The following is a 17,789-nucleotide window of genomic DNA, read 5'->3' on the forward strand; positions in this document are numbered from 1 at the left end:
GACTTCGCGTCGCTCGTGATGACGGTGCCGGCCCCCTCCACGGAGCGGGCCGGCCCCGGATCAGAGATTCGGATCAGAGATTATGCTGCGTCCGCTCCCCCGCCGGAGGCGTGTGGTCGTCCGGATCCGTGACCTTGCGGGCGGCGGCGTTGAGATTGTCCGGATCGAGGGCGGTCTGGACGAATTCGCGGCCGATATTGGTCACCTCGCGGGCGTAGCGCAGGCCCTGGTCGCGCACCTCGTCGGCCCAGGGGCCGATGCTCCGGTCCTCCTGGCGGGTGCGCGGTAGCAGCGCGCCGAGCAGCAGGCCGGCGGCGACGCCGACCACGCCGACGAGGAGCGGGTTGTCGTCCACGAAGCGCTCGACGGCGGAGCGGCCGCGGTTGAGGCCCTCGATCCCCTGATTGGTCAGGTCGTCCAGCGCCCGCATGTTGCGGCGGTGGAGGGCGCCGGCCCGCTCCCGGGCGTCGTCATAGGCCGCGGCGGCGCGGTCGCGCGCCTGATCGGCCGCACCGCCGAGGCGGTCGTTGATGTCGTCGGCGAGGCCCGACACGGTCTGCCGCGCCTGCCCGGCCAATTCGGCGGCGCGGTCGCCCGCCGCCCGGATCCCGTCCTTGGCGGCGGAAGCCGCGTCGTGCGAGCCCGCCGCCGCGCCCTGTGGGAGCGGATCGTGCAGCCCGCGCGGATCGGGCCGGAGGGTGAAGTCGCCCGCCGCCGTGCCGGGCGCGCCCGGGTCGCCGAGGCCGGCCGGATCCGGCCGCAGGCTCTTGTCGCCGGCGCCGTGCGGCATCCCCGCCTCGGCGGCGAGCTGCTCGGGGGTGCTGGAGGGGATACCCGGCTTGTCGGTCATGGCACTGTCCTCAAATGTCGGTCTCGGCGGCCCGCCTTCGGCGCCGGTCTGCCCGTCCGGGCACGTGCGGTGTCTCGTCCCGGGTCCGGCCCGGTCTCGGAGCCCGAGCGTCAGATCTCGGTCGTGTCCAGCGGATCGCGGGCCGGGCGCACCGTGGGGAGGTCGGGGTCGTAGCCGCGGGCCGCGCCGGTGTTCAGGGTGGGCACGCGGGCGGCCGACACCTCGGTGCGCCGACGCTGGGCATCCTTCGCCATCCGGTTGAACAGCAGGCCGACGCCGGCCGCGATCAGCAGCACCGGCACCGGATTGCGGCGCACCGCCTCCAGGGCCGTATCGTAGGTGCTGTTCAGGGCCGGCACCCGTCGGGCATTGCCCAGCATCTCGTCCACGAGGTTCGGCACCGAGAGCCGGCCCTGGATGCGGTCGATCGTGTCGTCGAGCCGCGCCCGGCTCTCCTCGATCTCCTTCTCGAGGTCGTTCATCGTACTCATCCGGACACGCGCTCCGAGAGGGCCTGGGCATCCTGGCGGACCTGGCGCGTGGTGCGCTTCGGAGCCAGGGTCGAGAGGGAGAGGACGCTGCGCGCCCACAGGGCCATCCCGAGGGCGAGGACCAGCAGCACGCCGCCGACGATCAGGGCCGAGAGCCATTCGGAGCCCACGATGGTGGCGAGCCACTTCACGAAGGCGCCGATCAGGACCAGCAGGGCGACCACGGCGAACACGGCCGAGCCGACCATGCAGGCAAGCCCGACGATCAGCTGCCGGATGTTGCCGGCCATCTCGGCCCGGAACAGAGCGATCTCCTTGCGGGCGAGCTCGTTGGTCTCCCGCAGGGCGTCGCCGATCAGGCTCTGGATGCTGGAGGGGCCGGCGGATGGGCCTGTCTGGCGCGGGTCGGAGCCGAGGGTCATGGCATCAGGCCCGGAAGCTGTCGCGGGCATCGCCGTCCGGCGCCTCCGGCGGCAGACTCGACGACTTGATGAAGCGGGCGGCGATCAGGCCGGCCACGAAGGTCCCGACCGCCACCGCCACCGGCGCGCGCCGGGCGAAGGATTCGGCCTCGCTGTAGAAGTCGCCGAGGCTGCGGCGCTCGATCGAGGAGCCGAGCTGCTCCAGCCCGTCGGCGGCGCTGTCGAAGAAGGCACGCACGTTCGGCTTGTCGCCGAGGTCACGGCCGGAATTGCGGATCGTCTGGGCCAGATCGTGGACCGACTGCGCCGCGTCGCTCTTGCGCTGCTCGACGTAGGTCTGGGCCTGCAGCCGCGCCGCATCGAGCAGGCCGCGGCCGCGCTCGGCCGCCACGTCGGCCAGCCCCTCGACGTCGCCCTGCAGGGCCCGCCACTGGGCGCGCTCCTCCGAGGCGGTGTGCGGCGCCTCGCGATGCGGATCCGCGATGGGGTCCGCAGGGGTGCCTTGCGGTAACTCGTTGCCGGCCATCTCGAAAACACTCCTCGCGGCGCGGGGGCGGGGCCGCTCGCGGCGACCGCGGGCCCCGCGATGGCTGAGTAACCGACTCGGCTGTCACGGGTTCCGGTCCCGTGTGCGCAGTTCCGCTGTCCGCACCCGGTCCGATGCCCGCGCGGCACCGCTCAGTCGACGTTCAGACAAGGTCTGCCAGAACCGCCACGCTTGCACAACGTGCCGGATCGGGACGGAGCGGCCGCCCTGTCCCGGAACGGTAAGGCCTCGACTTGACCCGCGCCCGGCTTCACGCTTGGGTTGCCTCACGACCCAACAAAGGATCGCGCAGGGACTCCGCGCGTTCTGGCATAGTAGTGATGTCCCGATGCAGGCGCGGCGAGATCCTCGACCCGACCCGCGCCCCTGATCCGGAGTCGACCCGCGTGGCACGCCTTGTGATCGTTTCGAACCGCGTCGCCGTCCCGGAAGAGGGCGGCAAGGCGGTGGCGGCGGGCGGCCTCGCCGTCGCGGTCAAGGAGGCCTTCACGGCCTATGAGGGATTGTGGTTCGGCTGGAGCGGCACCATCACGGAGGAGCCCTCCGAGGAGCCGACGCTGATCGACCGGGGCCGGGTCCAGTACGCCGTCGTCGATCTCTCGCCGCAGGACCACCTCGAATATTACGCCGGCTTCGCGAATCGCGCCCTGTGGCCGATCATGCATTACCGGCTTGGGCTCGGCGCCTTCTCGCGCTCGGACTATGCCGGCTACAGCCGCGTGAACCGGACCTTCGCCCGGGCGCTGGCCAAGCTGGTCGAGCCCGACGACATCATCTGGGTCCACGATTACCACCTGCTGCCGCTGGCGGCCGAGCTGCGCGGCCTCGGCCTCGACAACCCGATCGGCTACTTCCACCACATCCCGTGGCCGGCCGCCGACGTGTTCAACTCGCTGCCGGCGAGCGGCGAGTTGCTGCGCGCCATCGTCGATTACGACCTGATCGGCCTGCAGACCGAGGCGGACGTCCAGAACCTGCAGCGCAACCTCGTCGACACCCAGCGGGCGATACCGCTCGGCGGCGGCTCGCTGATGGTCGACGGCCGCCGCACGCGGATCCGCGCCTTCCCGATCGGCATCGACGTCGCCGGCTTCAAGGAGGCGGCCGAGAAGGCCAATGCCAACAAGGTCGTGCGCGAGACCATCGCGGGTCTGCGCACCCGCAAGCTGCTGATCGGCGTGGACCGGCTCGATTATTCCAAGGGCGTGCCCGAGCGGATGGAGGCCGTGGAGAGCTTCTTCGCCTCCAATCCCGACCAGCGCGGCAACGTCACCTACATCCAGATCACGCCGAAATCCCGCAGCGAGGTGCCGGAATACGAGCAGCTCGCCCGCGACGTGAACGAGAAGGTCGGCGAGATCAACGGTTCGCTGGGCGACCCCGCCTGGACGCCGATCCAGTACATCACCAAGGCCTATCCGCGCCCGGTCCTGGCCGGCCTCTACCGGGCCGCCCGGGTCGGGCTCGTGACGCCGATGCGCGACGGCATGAACCTCGTCGCCAAGGAATACGTCGTCGCGCAGAGCGAGGACGATCCGGGGGTTCTGGTCCTGTCGAAATTCGCCGGCGCCGCCCGGCAATTGCCCGAGGCGCTGCTGATCAACCCCTACGACCGATTCGAGGTGGCCGAGGCGATCCGGGCCGCGCTCTACATGCCGAAGGCGGAGCGGCTGGCGCGGTGGAAGCCGATGGTCGAGCGCATGACCCGCGAGGATGTCGACTGGTGGGCGCGCAACTTCCTGGCCGAACTCGAGAACTTCCGCACGATCGAGCGCGAGCCCCCCACCGCCGCCGCGGCCGCCGAATAGCCGGCGCCGCCCGCTGCTTCCGCCCGCCTCCATCCGCGTGACCGGACGCCCCGCATGATCGCCGTCGATGACGGGGTGCCGGCGCCCCTCGGCGCCCATTTCGACGGGCGCGGCGTCAACTTCGCGCTGTTCTCCGAACACGCCACCGCGGTCGACATCTGCCTGTTCGAGCCCGGGGAGCGGCACGAGACCCGCACGGTCCGGCTGCCCTGCCGGACCGACGACGTCTGGCACGGCTACCTGCGCGGGGTGCTGCCGGGCCAGCTCTACGGCTACCGGGTGCACGGTCCCTGGGATCCGGCCTCCGGCCACCGGTTCAACGCCTCGAAGCTCGTCCTCGACCCCTACGCGCGGGAGATCCGCGGCCGGATCCGCTGGCACGACGCGCTCTACAGCCATCGCCGCGGCGGACGCGAGGACCGGATCGACCGGCGCGACAGCGCGGTCTACATGCCGAGATGCGTCGTCACGGCCCCGGAGGTGCCCGACCTCGCCCTCAATCCGGTGCGCCGGCCGCTCGCCGAGACGGTGGTGTACGAGGCGCACGTCAAGGCGCTGACCCGCACCCATCCCGATATCCCCGAGGCGGAGCGCGGCACCTACGCGGCACTCGCCCACCCGGCGATCATCGCGCATCTCGTCAAGCTCGGCGTCACCGCCCTGGAATTGCTGCCGATCCAGGCCTTCGCGGATGACCGTTTCCTGGTCGAGAAGGGCCTCGTCAATTTCTGGGGGTATCAACCCCTCGGCTACTTCGCCCCGGAGCCGCGCTATCTCGGGGAGGGCGGCCTTGGCGGCCTGAAGGCGGCGATCCGGGAGCTGAATGCCGCCGGGATCGAGACCTGGATGGACGTGGTCTACAACCACACCGCCGAGGGCGACCATACCGGCCCGACCCTGTCGTTCCGCGGCATCGACAACGCCAGCTACTACAAGCTCGATTCGGCCGATGCGCGCCGCAACCTCGACTGCACCGGCTGCGGCAACACCTTCGACGCGAGCCACCCGCGGGTGATGCAACTCGTGCTCGATTCCCTCCGCCACTGGGTCACCGCCTACGGCATCGCGGGCTTCCGCTTCGACCTCGCCTCGAGCCTCGGGCGCGCGCCGCTCGCCTTCACCCCCCAGGCGGCCTTCTTCCAGGCCGTGGCGCAGGACCCGGTTCTGGCCCGGGTCAAGATGGTGGCCGAGCCCTGGGACATCGGGGAGGGCGGCTACCAGCTCGGCGGCTACCCGCGCGGATGGAGCGAGTGGAACGACAAGTTCCGCGATGCCGCGCGGGGCTTCTGGAAGGGCGATTCCGCCACGCTCGCCAAGGTCACGCAGGGGCTGACCGGCTCGCGCGAGGTCTTCGCCCCGTCCCGGCGCTCGCCGCTCGCCAGCGTCAACTTCATCGCCAGCCACGACGGCTACACGCTCGCCGACACGGTGTCGTACGAGCACAAGCACAACGAGGCCAACGGCGAGGACAACCGCGACGGCCACAACCACAACGTAAGCCGCAATTACGGCGTCGAGGGCGACACCGACGATTCCGCCATCCTCGCCCTGCGCGCCCGCCAGAAGCGCAACATGCTGGCGACCGTGATGCTGGCCCAGGGCGTCCCGATGCTGCTCATGGGCGACGAGCGCTCCCGCAGCCAGGGCGGCAACAACAACGCCTACGCCCAGGACAACCCGACGAGCTGGATGGACTGGAGCGTCGATCCGGACCCCGCCCTCACGGAGTTCGTCGCCAACCTGCTGGCCCTGCGCCGGACCCAGCCGGCCCTGCGGCGGCGGCGCTTCTTCACCGGCGCGCTGATCGATCCCGACGAGCCCCTGCGCGACGTGCACTGGCTCTCCCCCGAGGGCATCGAGATGGAGGTCCGCCACTGGTCCGACGACGGACTTCAGGTGTTCGGCATGCAGATCGGCAACGACGGCGATCCGGGCGACCGGCTCCTGATGCTGTTCAATGCCGGGGCGGAGGCCGTCCCGTTCCGCCTTGCCCCGGTGGTCGGCGGCCCGTGGAGACCGGTCTTCGACACCGGCGAGCCGGCCGGCGCCCGCGCGCCCGACGCGCCGGCCGTCGCGGCCGGCGGGACCGTGCCGCTGCCGGGGCGCACGGTCCTGGTGCTCACCGCGCCGGGGACGGTGACCGGAAACCGGGGCGGCGGGATGCCGGGGGAATAGGGGGCGACGCCCCCGACGGCCCGTCAGTCGAACAGGCTGGAGACGCTGGATTCCGTCGCCGTGCGCCCGATCGCCTCGCCGAGCAGGGGCGCGATGGTCGCCACCCGGATGTTGCGCGCGAGCTTGACGGCTTGCGTCGGCTGGATCGAGTCGGTGATCACCAGCTCCTTCATCCGCGAGGCGGCGATCCGCGAGACCGCGCCCCCCGACAGCACACCGTGCGTGATGTAGGCCGAGACGTCCTTGGCGCCGGCATTGAGCAGGGCCTCGGCGGCATTCACCAGGGTGCCGCCCGAATCGACGATGTCGTCGACCAGGATGCAGGAGCGGCCCTCGACCTCGCCGATGATGTTCATCACCTCGGACTCGCCCGGGCGCTCGCGGCGCTTGTCGACGATGGCCAGCGGGCAGTCGATCCGCTTGGCGATGGCGCGGGCGCGGACCACGCCGCCCACATCCGGCGAGACCACCATCCGGTCGGCGCTCGGCAGCCGCTCCTTGATGTCGCGCACCATCACGGGGGCGGCGAACAGGTTGTCGGTGGGGATGTCGAAGAAGCCCTGGATCTGGCCGGCGTGGAGATCGAGGGTCAGGACGCGGTCGGCGCCGGCTTCCGTGATCAGGTTCGCCACCAGCTTGGCCGAGATCGGCGTGCGGCCGGAGGTGCGCCGGTCCTGCCGGGCATAGCCGAAATACGGGATCACCGCCGTGATGCGCCGGGCCGAGGACCGGCGCGCCGCGTCGATCATGATCAGCAGTTCCATCAGGTGGTCGTTGGCCGGGAACGAGGTCGACTGGACGATGAACACGTCCTCGCCGCGCACGTTCTCCTGGAGTTCGACGAAGATCTCCATGTCGGCGAAGCGCCGGACCATGCACTTGGCCAGCGGCAATTCGAGATAGGCCGCGATCGCCTCGGCCAGGGGCCGGCTGGCATTCCCGGCGATGATCTTGATCGAGGATTTCATGGGCGGCCGCTCACTCGCGGCCGGACCTTCCGCCGCTCTTGTCTAGACCGGTCTCCCGAGGGGCCGGAACGATCCGATGACGGGCGAGGCTCTTAGCAGCGGGCAGGAAGTGTCACAATGCCTTCACGGCCGTCCCGCAAGCGCCGCGGATCGGCGCCGTGCATGCGGAGGGCGGTGCTCAGGGAGCCGGCGGCTCCAGCAGCCGGTGCAGATGCACCACGAAGTAGCGCGTCTGCGCGCTGTCGACGGTGGCCTGGGCCTTGGCCCGCCACGCGGCCTGGGCCGAGGCGTAATCCGGGAAGATGCCGACGATGTCGAGATTCTTGATATCCCGGAACCGGACCCCGTCGAGGTCCTGCAGTTCGCCGCCGAAGACCAGATGCAGCTTCTGGTCGCTGTCGATTTCCGTCGTCATGGCCGGTCCTCCCGTTCCAGAGCGGCGCTCGCAAATGGCGGGCCTGCGGTCAAGCCTGAACATCCGCAGCCGAGCCCTGAGCCCGCCGCAGGTCTGCGCGATGGCGGGTTCCGGCCGCGGCGCCGCGGCGGATGCGCAACCCCCGATGCGTCATGCTACGAGCGGCCCATGACACGCCGATTGCTCGCACTGCTCGTCCCCGTCGCGCTGGCCGTCAGCCTCAGCGCGGTGCAGGTCCTGGCGCAGCAGGCGCCCCGCGCGCCGGGCCGGTCCGGATCCGACAGGAACGCCCCCGACCGGCGGGGCGGCCCGCCGGTGATCGGCTGCCCGTCGCTCGCCAATTACCGGATGCTGATGCGCGACGGCGCTGCGGCTGCCGCGGCGCATCTGGCCGATCCGAAGGCGGACCATCTCGGCTGCGCGGCGCTGGCGCGCGCGGAACTCACCGGCATCGTCGACAAGGTGACGCTGGGCGGCCAGAGCTACGATTGTGCCGCCGTGCGCGGCACCACGGCCTGCCACTGGATCGAGCCCGGGACGATCTCCGAGAGCCCCGCGCGGGCCAAGCGCTGACGGACAGGCCCGCGACGCGCCCCTTCGCTCGTGCCTTGGCCCGACGTCAGCGCAGGTGGCCGCTGGCGCGCAGGTCCCGCTCGACGGCCTCGTGGACGGCCTGAAGCGGATTGTCGTTGATGGCGGCGGGCGGATGCAGCGGCGCCATCGCGGCGGGCCGCGTGTCGAAGCCTGGCAGGATCGCGGATTGCGGCTCCGGGCGGCGCGCCGGCATGCGGGCCGGCACGCGCGCCGCCAGGGTCCGCAACGCCTCGCGGGCGCCGGGCGGGAGGAACGTGACCAGTCTGTCCAGCATGGCCGGCCTCAGCGCGGACGGCCGGCCGAGGCCGGCGGGGACGGGACGGTGGCGGCGGAACGGTTCTTCACGGGGCACCAGCGCGGGATCGATCGCGGAAAACGAACCGGCACCCCCACGGTTCCGATAAGTGAGTATTGCGAACTTTATCGCGCCTGTCGCCCGGATATCGGCGAACACTGATTTATCGGTTGAGAAAATCGGAAGACTGGCGGAAGCGGATGGGAATCGAACCCACCGTACGCTGTTGGCGTACCACTGGTTTTGAAGACCAGGAGGGCCACCAGACCCCGTTCGCCTCCATGGCCGGGGTTACGAGCGGCCACCGGACGGGTCAAGGTCGACGGCGTCCGCCGGCGGCCGCGGCGGCATGCCAGCGCGCAAAGGTCGCGGGCCGGAGCGGACGGGGGCGGCGCGTCAGGGCCCCCGCTCCTCCGGAGCCAGGGTCAGGCCGACCGCAATCCCGGTGCGCGCCGCGGTGAGCGCCGCCTCGATGCAGGCCATCACGCGCACGGCCTCCAGCGCCCCGGTCTGGTCGACCGGAGCCCGGGCGAGCGCCTCGGCAATCGCGCGGTAGAACCCGCGCTGGTCCCCGGCCAGCGCCGGCGCGCGCGCCACCCGCCCGGTCGCGTCGTGGATCTCCGGCCCGTCCGGATCCTCGCCCCAGCCGGCGGCGCCAGGCTTCAGGCCGGCCAGCAATTGCTGCTCCTGGATGTCGGAACGGTGCTTCACCAGGCTGCCGGCCTCGCCGTGCACCAGGAAGCGGGGCGATCCGCCGGCGACCAGCATGCTGGCATGGAGCACAACGCGCAGGCCCGGATAGTCCAGCACCGCGTGGGCCCAATCGTCGGCCTGCGCGCCGGGGCGGAGCCGCGCGAGATGCGCGCTCACCCGCTCGGGCAGACCGAAGAGCTGGAGCGCCTGGTCCACGAGATGCGGACCGAGATCGTACCAGATCCCGCTGCCGGGGCCCGGCCCCTCCCGCCACCGGTCGCGGACCTCCGGACGGAACCGGTCGAAGTGGGATTCGAAGTGCCGGACCCGGCCGACGCGGCCCTCCGTGATCGCCTGACGGATGGTGAGATAGTCGCTGTCCCAGCGCCGATTGTGGAAGACGCGCAGCAGCCGGCCTCCGCGCCGCGCCGCATCGGCCAGACTGCGCGCCTCGGCAAGGTCCAGGGTGAAGGGCTTGTCGACCACGACATGCTTCCCCGCCGCCAGGGCGGCCTGCGCCAGGGGCGCGTGGGTGTCGTTCGGGGTGGCGATCACGACGAGGTCGACGGCCTCCGACGTCGCCACCGCGACCGGATCGGCGACCACCGCCACGTCGGGCAGGTCGGCCAGGACCCGGGCGGGCGCGCCCGAGCCCACCAGCCGGAGGTCGAGGTCTGCCACCGAGCCGATGAGGGGGGCATGGAAGGTCCGGCCGGAATAGCCGTAGCCGATCAGGCCGACCCGGATCCGTCGATCTGCACGCATCGCCGCGCCTCCCGGCTTTCCCGGGCGAGGCCGAGACCCGCCGCCACGCAGGCCCCGGGATCCCGGCGCCGCCGGCCTCACCGCGCCATCCTACACCCCGCAGGCTGCCCGTGGCTGGACCGCCCGCGCGGATCTCCCCCGGAGGGCGTGGGCCGCGCTCCGGGGCCCGGATTCGCGGTCCGGACGCTGTTCGAGGCCGCCGCCTGCGGCGGATCGCGCCGCCGAACCGCCGCCTCGACGCCCGGATTCGTATTAATTCCGCCACACTGTTGTGGCCCTGCACCAGTCATGCCGTTCCTGAGACGCTCACGGACAGAGGAAGGCTCCACGCCGGCGCCCGAGAGGGCAGGCGACGGGGCTGGCCGAGACCTTGGCCGAGACCTTGGCCAAGACCTGGCCCAAGCCGCTGGCCAAGATGCTGGCCCGCCGGCCGCGGACCAGCAGGGTTCGGGCATGCCCGCGGGTTCGGACGCATCCCCGCCGTCCGGCACGCCCCTGGCGGAATCCCTGCGGCCGGGCCCGCGCGGCCCGGGCTGGATCGGCGCGGCCATGGTGGTCACCGCCCTGGTCTCGGCGCTGGCGACCTTCCTGATCCTGGCCGGGGTGATCCGGGTGACGCCGACGCCGGCCTACGGCGTGACGCTGCTCGCCATCAACGCCGCCCTGGTGCTCGGGCTGGCCGTCATCATCGCCTGGGAGGCGCGGGTCTTCCTGCACGCCCGCAAGGCCAACGCCGCGGTCGCACGCCTGCACACCCGCATCGTCGGCCTGTTCAGCTTGATCGCGATCCTGCCGACGATCCTGCTCGCCGTGGTGGCGTCCGTGACGATCGACCGGGGCCTGTCGCTCGGCTTCACCGACCGGGTCCGCGACGTGGTGCTGAAATCCGTGGAGGTGGCCGACGCCTACCAGGAGAACCAGTGCCAGAGCCTCGCCCGCGAGATCCGCATCCTCGCCGACGACCTCACCCGGGCCCGGCCGAATTTCGACGTGAACCGGGACTGGTTCCAGACCTTCCTGACGACCCGGGCGACCAATCTCGGCCTGCCGGTGGCGCAGATCATGCGCGGCCCCACCGAGGTGGTGGCCCGGGCCAAGATCGACGTCCTGAAGACGAACCGCCTGCCCTCGGCGGCGGCCTTCGAGGACGCGGCCAATTCCGCCGACCCGATCTGTCTCCTGCCGACCGAGGGCCGCGTCTTCGCCGCGCTGCTGCGCATGCCGGCCTACGACGACGCCGTGCTGATGGTGCAGCGGGAGGTCAGCCAGCTCGCCATCGAGTTCCCGGGCGTGTCCCGGGCGGCGGCGGCCGAGTACCTCACCTACGATTCGCTGCGGCGCTCGATCCAGATCACCTTCGCGTCGGTGTTCCTGCTGATCGCGCTGATCGCGCTGCTCTCGGCCGTGTGGTTCGGGATGAACTTCGCCAACCGGTTCGTGGCGCCGATCCGCCGGCTGATCAACGCCGCCGATCAGGTGGCGTCGGGCAATTTCTACGCCCAGGTGCCGACCAAGAAGACCAGCGGCGACCTCGCCCATCTCGGCGAGAGCTTCAACAAGATGACCCAGGAGCTGCGTCGCCAGCATGCCGGCCTGATCGCCGCGAGCGACCTGATCGACACCCGCCGCCGGTTCACGGAAGCCGTGCTCTCGGGGGTCTCGCCCGGGGTGATCGGCCTCGACGCGGCGGGCTTCGTCACCATCGCCAACCCGGCCGCGGAACGCATGCTCGACCTGGAGAGCGACGCCCTGGTCGGCCAGTCCCTCGCCCAGGCGGTGCCGGAACTCGCGCCCGTGCTGGCCGAGAGCGAGGCGCGCCCGCGCAGCCTGCAGCAGCAGCAGATCCAGCTCACCCGGTCGCGCGGCGAGCGGACCATCACGGTGCGGGTCACGAGCGAGCAGGCGCAGGGCGCGTCCCGCGGCTCGGTGGTGACGCTCGACGACATCACCGACCTCGTCCAGGCGCAGCGCAGCTCCGCCTGGGGCGACGTGGCGCGCCGCATCGCCCACGAGATCAAGAACCCGCTGACGCCGATCCAGCTCTCGGCCGAGCGGATCCGGCGCAAGTACGGGAAGGTCATCACCACCGACAAGGAGGTGTTCGACCAGTGCACCGCCACGATCGTGCGTCAGGTGGACGAGATCAAGCGCATGGTCGACGAGTTCTCGGCCTTCGCGCGGATGCCCAAGCCCGCCATCGCACCGAACGACCTCACCGAGATCGCCAAGCAGAACCTGTTCATGATGCGCGTGGCGCACCCGGACATCGACTTCGCGTTCTCGGCCCAGGGCGGAGCCGGCAATGCGGAAAAGATCGTGGCGGCCTTCGACATCCGGCTGCTCAGCCAGGTGATCACCAACATCCTCAAGAACGCCGTCGAGGCCGTGGCCGAGGTGCCCGAGGCCGAACTCGGCAAGGGCAAGATCGCCTTGAGCCTCGCCGTCGAGGACGGGTTCGCGGTGATCGCCGTCACCGACAACGGCAAGGGATTCCCCGCCGAGGGGCGCCAGCGCCTGCTCGAGCCCTACATGACCACCCGCGAGGGTGGGACCGGGTTGGGGCTTGCCATCGTCAGCAAGGTGCTGGAGGAGCACGGCGGCGGGATCGAGCTGAACGACAATCCCGCCGGCCGCGGCGGCCAGGTGCGGATGCGGGTCCCGCGGGAGCACGGGCCCGAGCCGGCGGCGGCCCCTGAGACAAGTCCCGTCACGACAGAGGAGAAGGGCGCCGCGCCGACGGCCCCCCGGATCGCGGAGATGCACGCATGAGCGCCGATATCCTGATCGTCGACGACGAGGCCGACATCCGCGACCTCGTCGCCGGGATCCTGGACGACGAGGGCCACCGCTGCCGCACGGCCGGCGGCTCGGACGAGGCGCTCGCCGCCATCGAGGCGCGCCGGCCGCACCTCGTCTTCCTCGACATCTGGCTGCAGGGCTCCCGGCTCGACGGCCTGCAGGTGCTCGACCTGATCAAGGCGGCGAACCCGGACCTGCCGGTGGTGATGATCTCGGGCCACGGCAACATCGAGACCGCGGTCTCGGCCATCAAGGCGGGCGCCTACGACTTCATCGAGAAGCCGTTCAAGGCCGACCGGCTGATCCTGGTGGCCGAGCGGGCGCTGGAGGCCTCCCGGCTCCGGCGCGAGGTCCGCGACCTGACGGCGCGCTCCGGCGCCACCAACCGGATCGTCGGCGGCTCCCTGGCGATCAACCAGCTGCGCCAGACCCTCGACCGGGTGGCGCCGACCAACGCCCGGGTGATGATCACCGGGGCGCTGGGCTCCGGCAAGGAGCTCGCGGCGCGCAGCCTGCACAAGGCCTCGGCCCGCTCGAACGGCCCGTTCGTGCTGCTCAACGCGGCCGCGATCCTGCCCGAGACCATGGAGGCGGAGCTGTTCGGCGTCGAGGGCGAGACCGGCCGGCGGGTCGGCGCCCTGGAGGAGGCCCATGGCGGCACCCTCTACCTCGACGAGGTCGCCGACATGCCGCGCGAGACCCAGAACCGGATCCTGCGCGTCCTCGTCGACCAGAATTTTCAACGGGTCGGCGGCACCACCCGGGTGCATGTCGACGTGCGCATCATCTCGTCCTCATCCCGGGACCTCCAGGAGGAGATCGCCGCCGGCCGCTTCCGCGAGGACCTGTTCCACCGCCTGTCGGTGGTGCCGATCCGGGTGCCGGCCCTGTCGGAGCGCCGCGAGGACGTGCCCGAGCTGATCCAGTTCTTCATGGACAACATCTCGTCCCAGACCGGCCTGCCCAAGCGCCGGATCGCCGAGGACGCGATGGCGGTGCTGCAGTCGCACAACTGGCCGGGGAACGTCCGCCAGCTCAAGAACAACGTCGAGCGGCTGATGATCCTGACCCAGGCCGACCCGGAGCAGGAGGTCACCTCGGAGATGCTGCCCTCCGAGATCGGCGCCCTGGTGCCGACGACGCCGGGCGGCGCGGGCGGCGAGAAGCTGATGAGCCTCGCGCTCCGGGAGGCCCGCGAGATCTTCGAGCGCGAGTACCTCGTGGCGCAGATCGCGCGGTTCTCGGGCAACATCTCGCGCACCGCCGAGTTCATCGGCATGGAGCGCTCGGCCCTGCACCGCAAGTTGAAGTCCCTCGGCATCGGCCCCTGAGGCCGCGGCGCCGGGGGGCGCGTTGAGGGCGGGGCCGATCCGTCACGGATCGGCTGGAACGGGGGTTGCTTGCGCCCACGCTTTCACGTCGTCATGGTGTTTGTATACACGGCTCTGGACCGGATGATCGGACGATCCGGTCCGCGGCATACCCATCCCGGGCCGAGCGAGCCGGGACAACAAGAAGGCTAAGAAGATGGCGGGCGAACGCGCACAGAACCTTCAGGACACCTTTCTCAACCATGTCCGCAAGAACAAGATTCCGCTGACCATCTTCCTCGTCAACGGCGTCAAGCTCCAGGGCGTGGTGACGTGGTTCGACAATTTCTGCGTGCTGCTGCGCCGGGACGGGCACTCGCAGCTGGTCTACAAGCACGCGATCTCCACGATCATGCCGGGCCATCCCGTGCAGCTGTTCGAGCCGGACGAGACCGCCGAGAAGGCGTGAGGGTCGGCGGCCGCGGCGCGGAACGGATCCGACGACCGGGATCGGGATGGGGAGCGCGGCTCCCTCCCGAGCGGGTGCGGGGGTCTGTCGCGCCTTGCGGGAGCCGTTGCGTGACCAGCGCAGCCACGGCGGGGGCGTGACGGGCGCCGTCCCGCCGACGGATATCCGCGGCCGTCCCGTCCCGGCATCTTGGCCCGGCCCGCCCGCATCCCCATTCTGTCGACTCCGACCTCTCGAATGAAACCGCCGGCCTGCCGGCGGCGTCCAAAGGCTGCATGACCGAAACGCTGACGTCCGGCGAAGCCCGCCTCCAGGCGCAGGCCGCCCCCGAGGGCGAGATCGCCGCGGCGACCCACACCCTGGTGATCGGCCCCTATCTCGCGCGCGGCGCCTACGGGACCGGCCCGGCACAGGCCGCGCCGACCCGCTCCGTCGAGGCGCGCCTCGACGAGGCGACCGGGCTCGCCGCCGCGATCGAACTCGACGTGCTGGAGAGCCTCGCGATCAGCCTGCCGCGGATCCGGCCCTCGACCTATCTCGGCAAGGGCCGGGTCGAGGAGATCGCCGGCCTGATCCGCGCCCGCGAGATCGGCCTCGTGGTGATGGACTGCGCCCTCTCGCCCGTGCAGCAGCGCAACCTCGAGAAGGCCTGGGGCGCCAAGGTCATCGACCGCACCGGCCTGATCCTGGAGATCTTCGGGCGGCGCGCGTCGACCCGCGAGGGCACCCTCCAGGTCGAGCACGCCCACCTCGCCTACCAGAAGTCCCGGCTCGTGCGCTCCTGGACCCACCTGGAGCGCCAGCGCGGCGGCTTCGGCTTCCTGGGCGGCCCCGGCGAGACCCAGATCGAGGCCGACCGGCGCATGATCCAGGAGCGCATGACCCGGATCGAGCGCGACCTCGACGCGGTGGTGCGCACCCGGGGCCTGCACCGGCAGAGCCGGGCGCGGGTGCCGTACCCGATCGTCGCGCTCGTCGGCTACACGAATGCCGGCAAGTCGAGCCTGTTCAACGCCCTGACCCGCGCCGAGGTCACCGCCAAGGACATGCTGTTCGCCACCCTCGACCCCACCGCCCGGGCGACCAAGCTGCCCCACGGCGAGACCGTGATCCTGTCCGACACGGTGGGCTTCATCTCCGACCTGCCGACGCCGCTGATCGCGGCCTTCCGGGCGACCCTGGAGGACGCCATCGAGGCCGACGTGCTGCTCCACGTGCGCGACGTCTCCCACGTCGATTCCGAGGCCCAGGCCGAGGATGTCGGCGAGGTGCTGCGCGAGCTCGGCATCGAGACCAGCGCCGACCGGATCATCGAGGTCTGGAACAAGGCCGACCTCCTCGACGACGACGAGCGCACGCGGCTCCTGAACCTCAGCGGCCAGGCCAAGGCGCGCAACGACCGCGACAGCGCCGCGCCGGTCCTGGTCTCGGCGCTGACCGGGGAGGGGCTCGCGGCCCTGTCGGCCCGGATCGAGGCCCGGATCGGGCGCAACCGCGCGAGCTTCGCGGTGGCGCTGCCGCCGGAGGACGGGGCGGCGCTGAACTGGCTCTACGAGAACGCCGAGATCCTCGACCGCCGGTCCGAGGCCGACGGCACCCTGCACCTCGCGGTCCGGATCGCCCCCGAGAAGGAACCGCGCTTCCTCAACCGCTTCGCGGCGGCCCGGCGCCTCGGCCGGGGCGGCTGATGGCCTCGGGCGGTTTCGGCAATCCGCCGCTTCCCGGCCTGCAGGCCGCGCGGGCGCCCGCCGAGGGCAGGGTGGATCCGGGATCGGACGACGAAGCGGTTCTGAGGGCCATGCAGGCCGGCGGCGGCCTGCGCCTGCTCGGCCTGCGGGTGGTGATCGTCCTGGTGCTGCTGATGGCAGCCCAGGCTTATGACGGCTCGCTGCACGCCCTGAGCCACTGGCTCATCCTCGGCCTCTACGGCCTCGGCACGGTCTGGTTCGGGCTCCGGGAGCGCGGCGGCGGCCCCGCCGCCAACCTCTACAGCTGGGCCGGCACCGGGCTCAATGCCGGCCTCGCCGTCTACGTGATCATCGAGCACATGCTGGCCGGGGGCGGGGCAGGCCTCGGCGCGGATGCGGTGAGCCGCCTGCCCGCCTTCCTGCTCCTGCTCCAGACCGGCCTGAGCATGCGGGTGGCGCAGACGCTGCTGTTCTGCGGCGTGGTCACCCTCTGCTGGAGCGCGGCCTTCCTGGTCGGCCTGCTGCATCCGGACCTGTTCCCGAACGCCGACACCTTCCCGACCGCGCAGCTCACGGGACTTGCCACCTTCATGGCGGCGGGCCTTCTGGTGGTCGACGGCATGATCCGCCTGCGCGCGGCGGTGGCGCGGGCCCTGCGCATGGAGCACGAGCGGACCCAGCTCGCCCGCTTCGTGCCCGACACGGTGGCCCTCGACCTCGCCGCCGAGGACGGCGATTCCGGCCTCGGCGTCCACCGGCGCCATGCCTGCCTGATGATCCTCGACATCCGCGGCTTCTCCCGCCTGAGCCGCGAGCACCCGCCGGAGACCATGGTGACGGCCCTGCTGGCCGTCCGGGCGGCCGCCCAGGCGGCGGTGGCGGAGCAGGGCGGCCTCGTCGACAAGTATATCGGCGATGCCGTGCTGGTGCAGTTCGTCGTCGGCCACCCCGATGTCCAGGCGCGCGCGGCCTTGGCCTGCGCCCTGTCGATCCGCGACCGGCTCGCGACCCTCAACGCGGCCCGCGCCCGGGAGGGGCTCTTCCCCCTGCGGCTCGTGATCGCCCTGCATGCGGGCGATCTCCTGGTCGGCGTCTTCGACGACGGGGTCCGGGCCGAGTACACGGTGCTGGGTCCGGCGATGAACGCCCTGGCGCGGATCGAGACCCAGGCCAAGGCGGCCGAGATCGAGGTCGCCGCCTCGGGGGATTTCCTGGATCTGCTCGGCGGGAGTCTTCCGGCCGGAATCCGCGCCGTGCCGGTGCCGGAGGCCGCCCTGCCGGAGCCCCTCAGCCTGTTCTCCATCGCGGTGGCGCCGGGCGTGTGAGGCCCGCCGCAGGTTGCCGCAGCGTGGTCGCCGGCCGGTTCGGAACCGGGCCGGGGCGATCCGTTCGGTCGGCGCGGCACAGGGCCGCGGACGGACATCTCCCCATGAACAGGATCATGCTCGGCGCGACGCTCGGCCTCGTCTTCGCGACCGCCGGCCCGGCCTGGCCGCCCCG

The 17,789-nt window shown here is 71.6% G+C and carries 16 protein-coding genes and 1 tRNA gene; 8 read left to right on the forward strand and 9 right to left on the reverse strand.

What is annotated here, in order from left to right; all coding sequences use genetic code 11:
• Window positions 1–73: 73 nt before the first annotated feature.
• The 4 genes from BLT59_RS24745 to BLT59_RS24760 all read right to left on the reverse strand — a co-directional run bounded on the left by BLT59_RS24745 (window position 74) and on the right by BLT59_RS24760 (window position 2,289).
• Window positions 74–850: a hypothetical protein gene (locus BLT59_RS24745; RefSeq protein WP_091787082.1), complete on the reverse strand. Its 777-nt coding sequence runs from the start codon at window positions 848–850 to the stop codon at window positions 74–76.
• Between the two features lie 110 nt (window positions 851–960).
• Window positions 961–1,332, reverse strand: coding sequence for a DUF3618 domain-containing protein (locus BLT59_RS24750; RefSeq protein WP_173009402.1), 372 nt, complete (start codon window positions 1,330–1,332; stop codon window positions 961–963).
• Window positions 1,333–1,337: 5 nt separating this feature from the next.
• Window positions 1,338–1,763 (reverse strand): phage holin family protein, encoded by a 426-nt coding sequence (locus tag BLT59_RS24755; protein ID WP_091787088.1) that lies wholly within the window; start codon window positions 1,761–1,763, stop codon window positions 1,338–1,340.
• Window positions 1,764–1,767: 4 nt separating this feature from the next.
• Window positions 1,768–2,289 (reverse strand): hypothetical protein, encoded by a 522-nt coding sequence (locus tag BLT59_RS24760; protein ID WP_091787090.1) that lies wholly within the window; start codon window positions 2,287–2,289, stop codon window positions 1,768–1,770.
• A gap of 407 nt (window positions 2,290–2,696) precedes the next feature.
• On the opposite strand from BLT59_RS24760, the gene BLT59_RS24765 reads away from it, so the two are divergent.
• A complete protein-coding gene (locus BLT59_RS24765; protein ID WP_091787168.1) occupies window positions 2,697–4,118 on the forward strand; it encodes an alpha,alpha-trehalose-phosphate synthase (UDP-forming) in 1,422 nt (473 codons plus the stop codon).
• A 54-nt stretch (window positions 4,119–4,172) separates the two neighbouring features.
• Entirely contained in the window at window positions 4,173–6,293 is a 2,121-nt protein-coding gene (glgX, locus tag BLT59_RS24770) for a glycogen debranching protein GlgX (protein WP_091787093.1), read from the forward strand.
• A 23-nt stretch (window positions 6,294–6,316) separates the two neighbouring features.
• Here glgX and BLT59_RS24775 read toward each other — a convergent pair whose 3' ends face one another.
• Both BLT59_RS24775 and BLT59_RS24780 read right to left on the reverse strand, forming a co-directional pair.
• Window positions 6,317–7,261, reverse strand: a complete 945-nt coding sequence (locus BLT59_RS24775; protein WP_012318471.1) for a ribose-phosphate pyrophosphokinase — start codon at window positions 7,259–7,261, stop codon at window positions 6,317–6,319.
• Between the two features lie 178 nt (window positions 7,262–7,439).
• Complete coding sequence (locus tag BLT59_RS24780; protein ID WP_091787095.1) at window positions 7,440–7,676, reverse strand: DUF4170 domain-containing protein; 237 nt, start codon at window positions 7,674–7,676, stop codon at window positions 7,440–7,442.
• Between the two features lie 168 nt (window positions 7,677–7,844).
• Between BLT59_RS24780 and BLT59_RS24785 the strand changes: the two genes are divergently transcribed.
• Window positions 7,845–8,249 (forward strand): hypothetical protein, encoded by a 405-nt coding sequence (locus tag BLT59_RS24785; protein WP_091787098.1) that lies wholly within the window; start codon window positions 7,845–7,847, stop codon window positions 8,247–8,249.
• A 46-nt stretch (window positions 8,250–8,295) separates the two neighbouring features.
• On the opposite strand, the gene BLT59_RS24790 is transcribed toward BLT59_RS24785, so the two are convergent.
• From BLT59_RS24790 to BLT59_RS24800, 3 genes are all read right to left on the reverse strand, one after another.
• On the reverse strand, window positions 8,296–8,544 hold the full coding sequence (locus BLT59_RS24790; protein ID WP_091787101.1) for a hypothetical protein: 249 nt from the start codon (window positions 8,542–8,544) through the stop codon (window positions 8,296–8,298).
• Between the two features lie 209 nt (window positions 8,545–8,753).
• Window positions 8,754–8,846, reverse strand: a tRNA-Sec gene (locus BLT59_RS24795).
• A 115-nt stretch (window positions 8,847–8,961) separates the two neighbouring features.
• Window positions 8,962–10,023: an oxidoreductase gene (locus BLT59_RS24800; protein WP_091787104.1), complete on the reverse strand. Its 1,062-nt coding sequence runs from the start codon at window positions 10,021–10,023 to the stop codon at window positions 8,962–8,964.
• Between the two features lie 288 nt (window positions 10,024–10,311).
• Here BLT59_RS24800 and BLT59_RS24805 point away from each other — a divergent pair, with 288 nt between their 5' ends.
• The 5 genes from BLT59_RS24805 to BLT59_RS24825 all read left to right on the forward strand — a co-directional run bounded on the left by BLT59_RS24805 (window position 10,312) and on the right by BLT59_RS24825 (window position 17,614).
• Window positions 10,312–12,792, forward strand: a complete 2,481-nt coding sequence (locus BLT59_RS24805; protein WP_091787107.1) for a sensor histidine kinase NtrY-like — start codon at window positions 10,312–10,314, stop codon at window positions 12,790–12,792.
• Entirely contained in the window at window positions 12,789–14,153 is a 1,365-nt protein-coding gene (locus tag BLT59_RS24810) for a nitrogen assimilation response regulator NtrX (protein ID WP_091787110.1), read from the forward strand. Before BLT59_RS24805 ends, BLT59_RS24810 begins: the two co-directional genes overlap by 4 nt.
• A 196-nt stretch (window positions 14,154–14,349) precedes the next feature.
• The gene (hfq, locus tag BLT59_RS24815; RefSeq protein WP_007563033.1) at window positions 14,350–14,601 is read left to right on the forward strand and encodes an RNA chaperone Hfq; all 252 of its coding nucleotides are present in this window, start codon (window positions 14,350–14,352) and stop codon (window positions 14,599–14,601) included.
• Window positions 14,602–14,876: 275 nt separating this feature from the next.
• The gene (gene hflX / locus BLT59_RS24820) at window positions 14,877–16,289 is read left to right on the forward strand and encodes a GTPase HflX (RefSeq protein ID WP_091787112.1); all 1,413 of its coding nucleotides are present in this window, start codon (window positions 14,877–14,879) and stop codon (window positions 16,287–16,289) included.
• Window positions 16,289–17,614, forward strand: a complete 1,326-nt coding sequence (locus BLT59_RS24825) for an adenylate/guanylate cyclase domain-containing protein (protein WP_091787115.1) — start codon at window positions 16,289–16,291, stop codon at window positions 17,612–17,614. The genes hflX and BLT59_RS24825 overlap by 1 nt, the downstream gene beginning before the upstream one ends.
• Window positions 17,615–17,789 lie beyond the last annotated feature (175 nt).

Source organism: Methylobacterium sp. UNC378MF, assembly GCF_900103195.1.
In the GTDB taxonomy this organism is placed as follows: domain Bacteria; phylum Pseudomonadota; class Alphaproteobacteria; order Rhizobiales; family Beijerinckiaceae; genus Methylobacterium.

Coding starts and splice junctions, on each gene's coding strand:
- hflX (WP_091787112.1), top strand. CDS start 14,877: ATGACCGAAACGCTGACGTCCGGCGAAGCCCGCCTCCAGGCGCAGGCC.
- BLT59_RS24800 (WP_091787104.1), bottom strand. CDS start 10,023: ATGCGTGCAGATCGACGGATCCGGGTCGGCCTGATCGGCTACGGCTAT.
- glgX (WP_091787093.1), top strand. CDS start 4,173: ATGATCGCCGTCGATGACGGGGTGCCGGCGCCCCTCGGCGCCCATTTC.
- BLT59_RS24775 (WP_012318471.1), bottom strand. CDS start 7,261: ATGAAATCCTCGATCAAGATCATCGCCGGGAATGCCAGCCGGCCCCTG.
- BLT59_RS24780 (WP_091787095.1), bottom strand. CDS start 7,676: ATGACGACGGAAATCGACAGCGACCAGAAGCTGCATCTGGTCTTCGGC.
- BLT59_RS24785 (WP_091787098.1), top strand. CDS start 7,845: ATGACACGCCGATTGCTCGCACTGCTCGTCCCCGTCGCGCTGGCCGTC.
- BLT59_RS24790 (WP_091787101.1), bottom strand. CDS start 8,544: ATGCTGGACAGACTGGTCACGTTCCTCCCGCCCGGCGCCCGCGAGGCG.
- BLT59_RS24825 (WP_091787115.1), top strand. CDS start 16,289: ATGGCCTCGGGCGGTTTCGGCAATCCGCCGCTTCCCGGCCTGCAGGCC.
- BLT59_RS24745 (WP_091787082.1), bottom strand. CDS start 850: ATGACCGACAAGCCGGGTATCCCCTCCAGCACCCCCGAGCAGCTCGCC.
- BLT59_RS24750 (WP_173009402.1), bottom strand. CDS start 1,332: ATGAACGACCTCGAGAAGGAGATCGAGGAGAGCCGGGCGCGGCTCGAC.
- BLT59_RS24805 (WP_091787107.1), top strand. CDS start 10,312: ATGCCGTTCCTGAGACGCTCACGGACAGAGGAAGGCTCCACGCCGGCG.
- BLT59_RS24755 (WP_091787088.1), bottom strand. CDS start 1,763: ATGACCCTCGGCTCCGACCCGCGCCAGACAGGCCCATCCGCCGGCCCC.
- BLT59_RS24810 (WP_091787110.1), top strand. CDS start 12,789: ATGAGCGCCGATATCCTGATCGTCGACGACGAGGCCGACATCCGCGAC.
- BLT59_RS24760 (WP_091787090.1), bottom strand. CDS start 2,289: ATGGCCGGCAACGAGTTACCGCAAGGCACCCCTGCGGACCCCATCGCG.
- hfq (WP_007563033.1), top strand. CDS start 14,350: ATGGCGGGCGAACGCGCACAGAACCTTCAGGACACCTTTCTCAACCAT.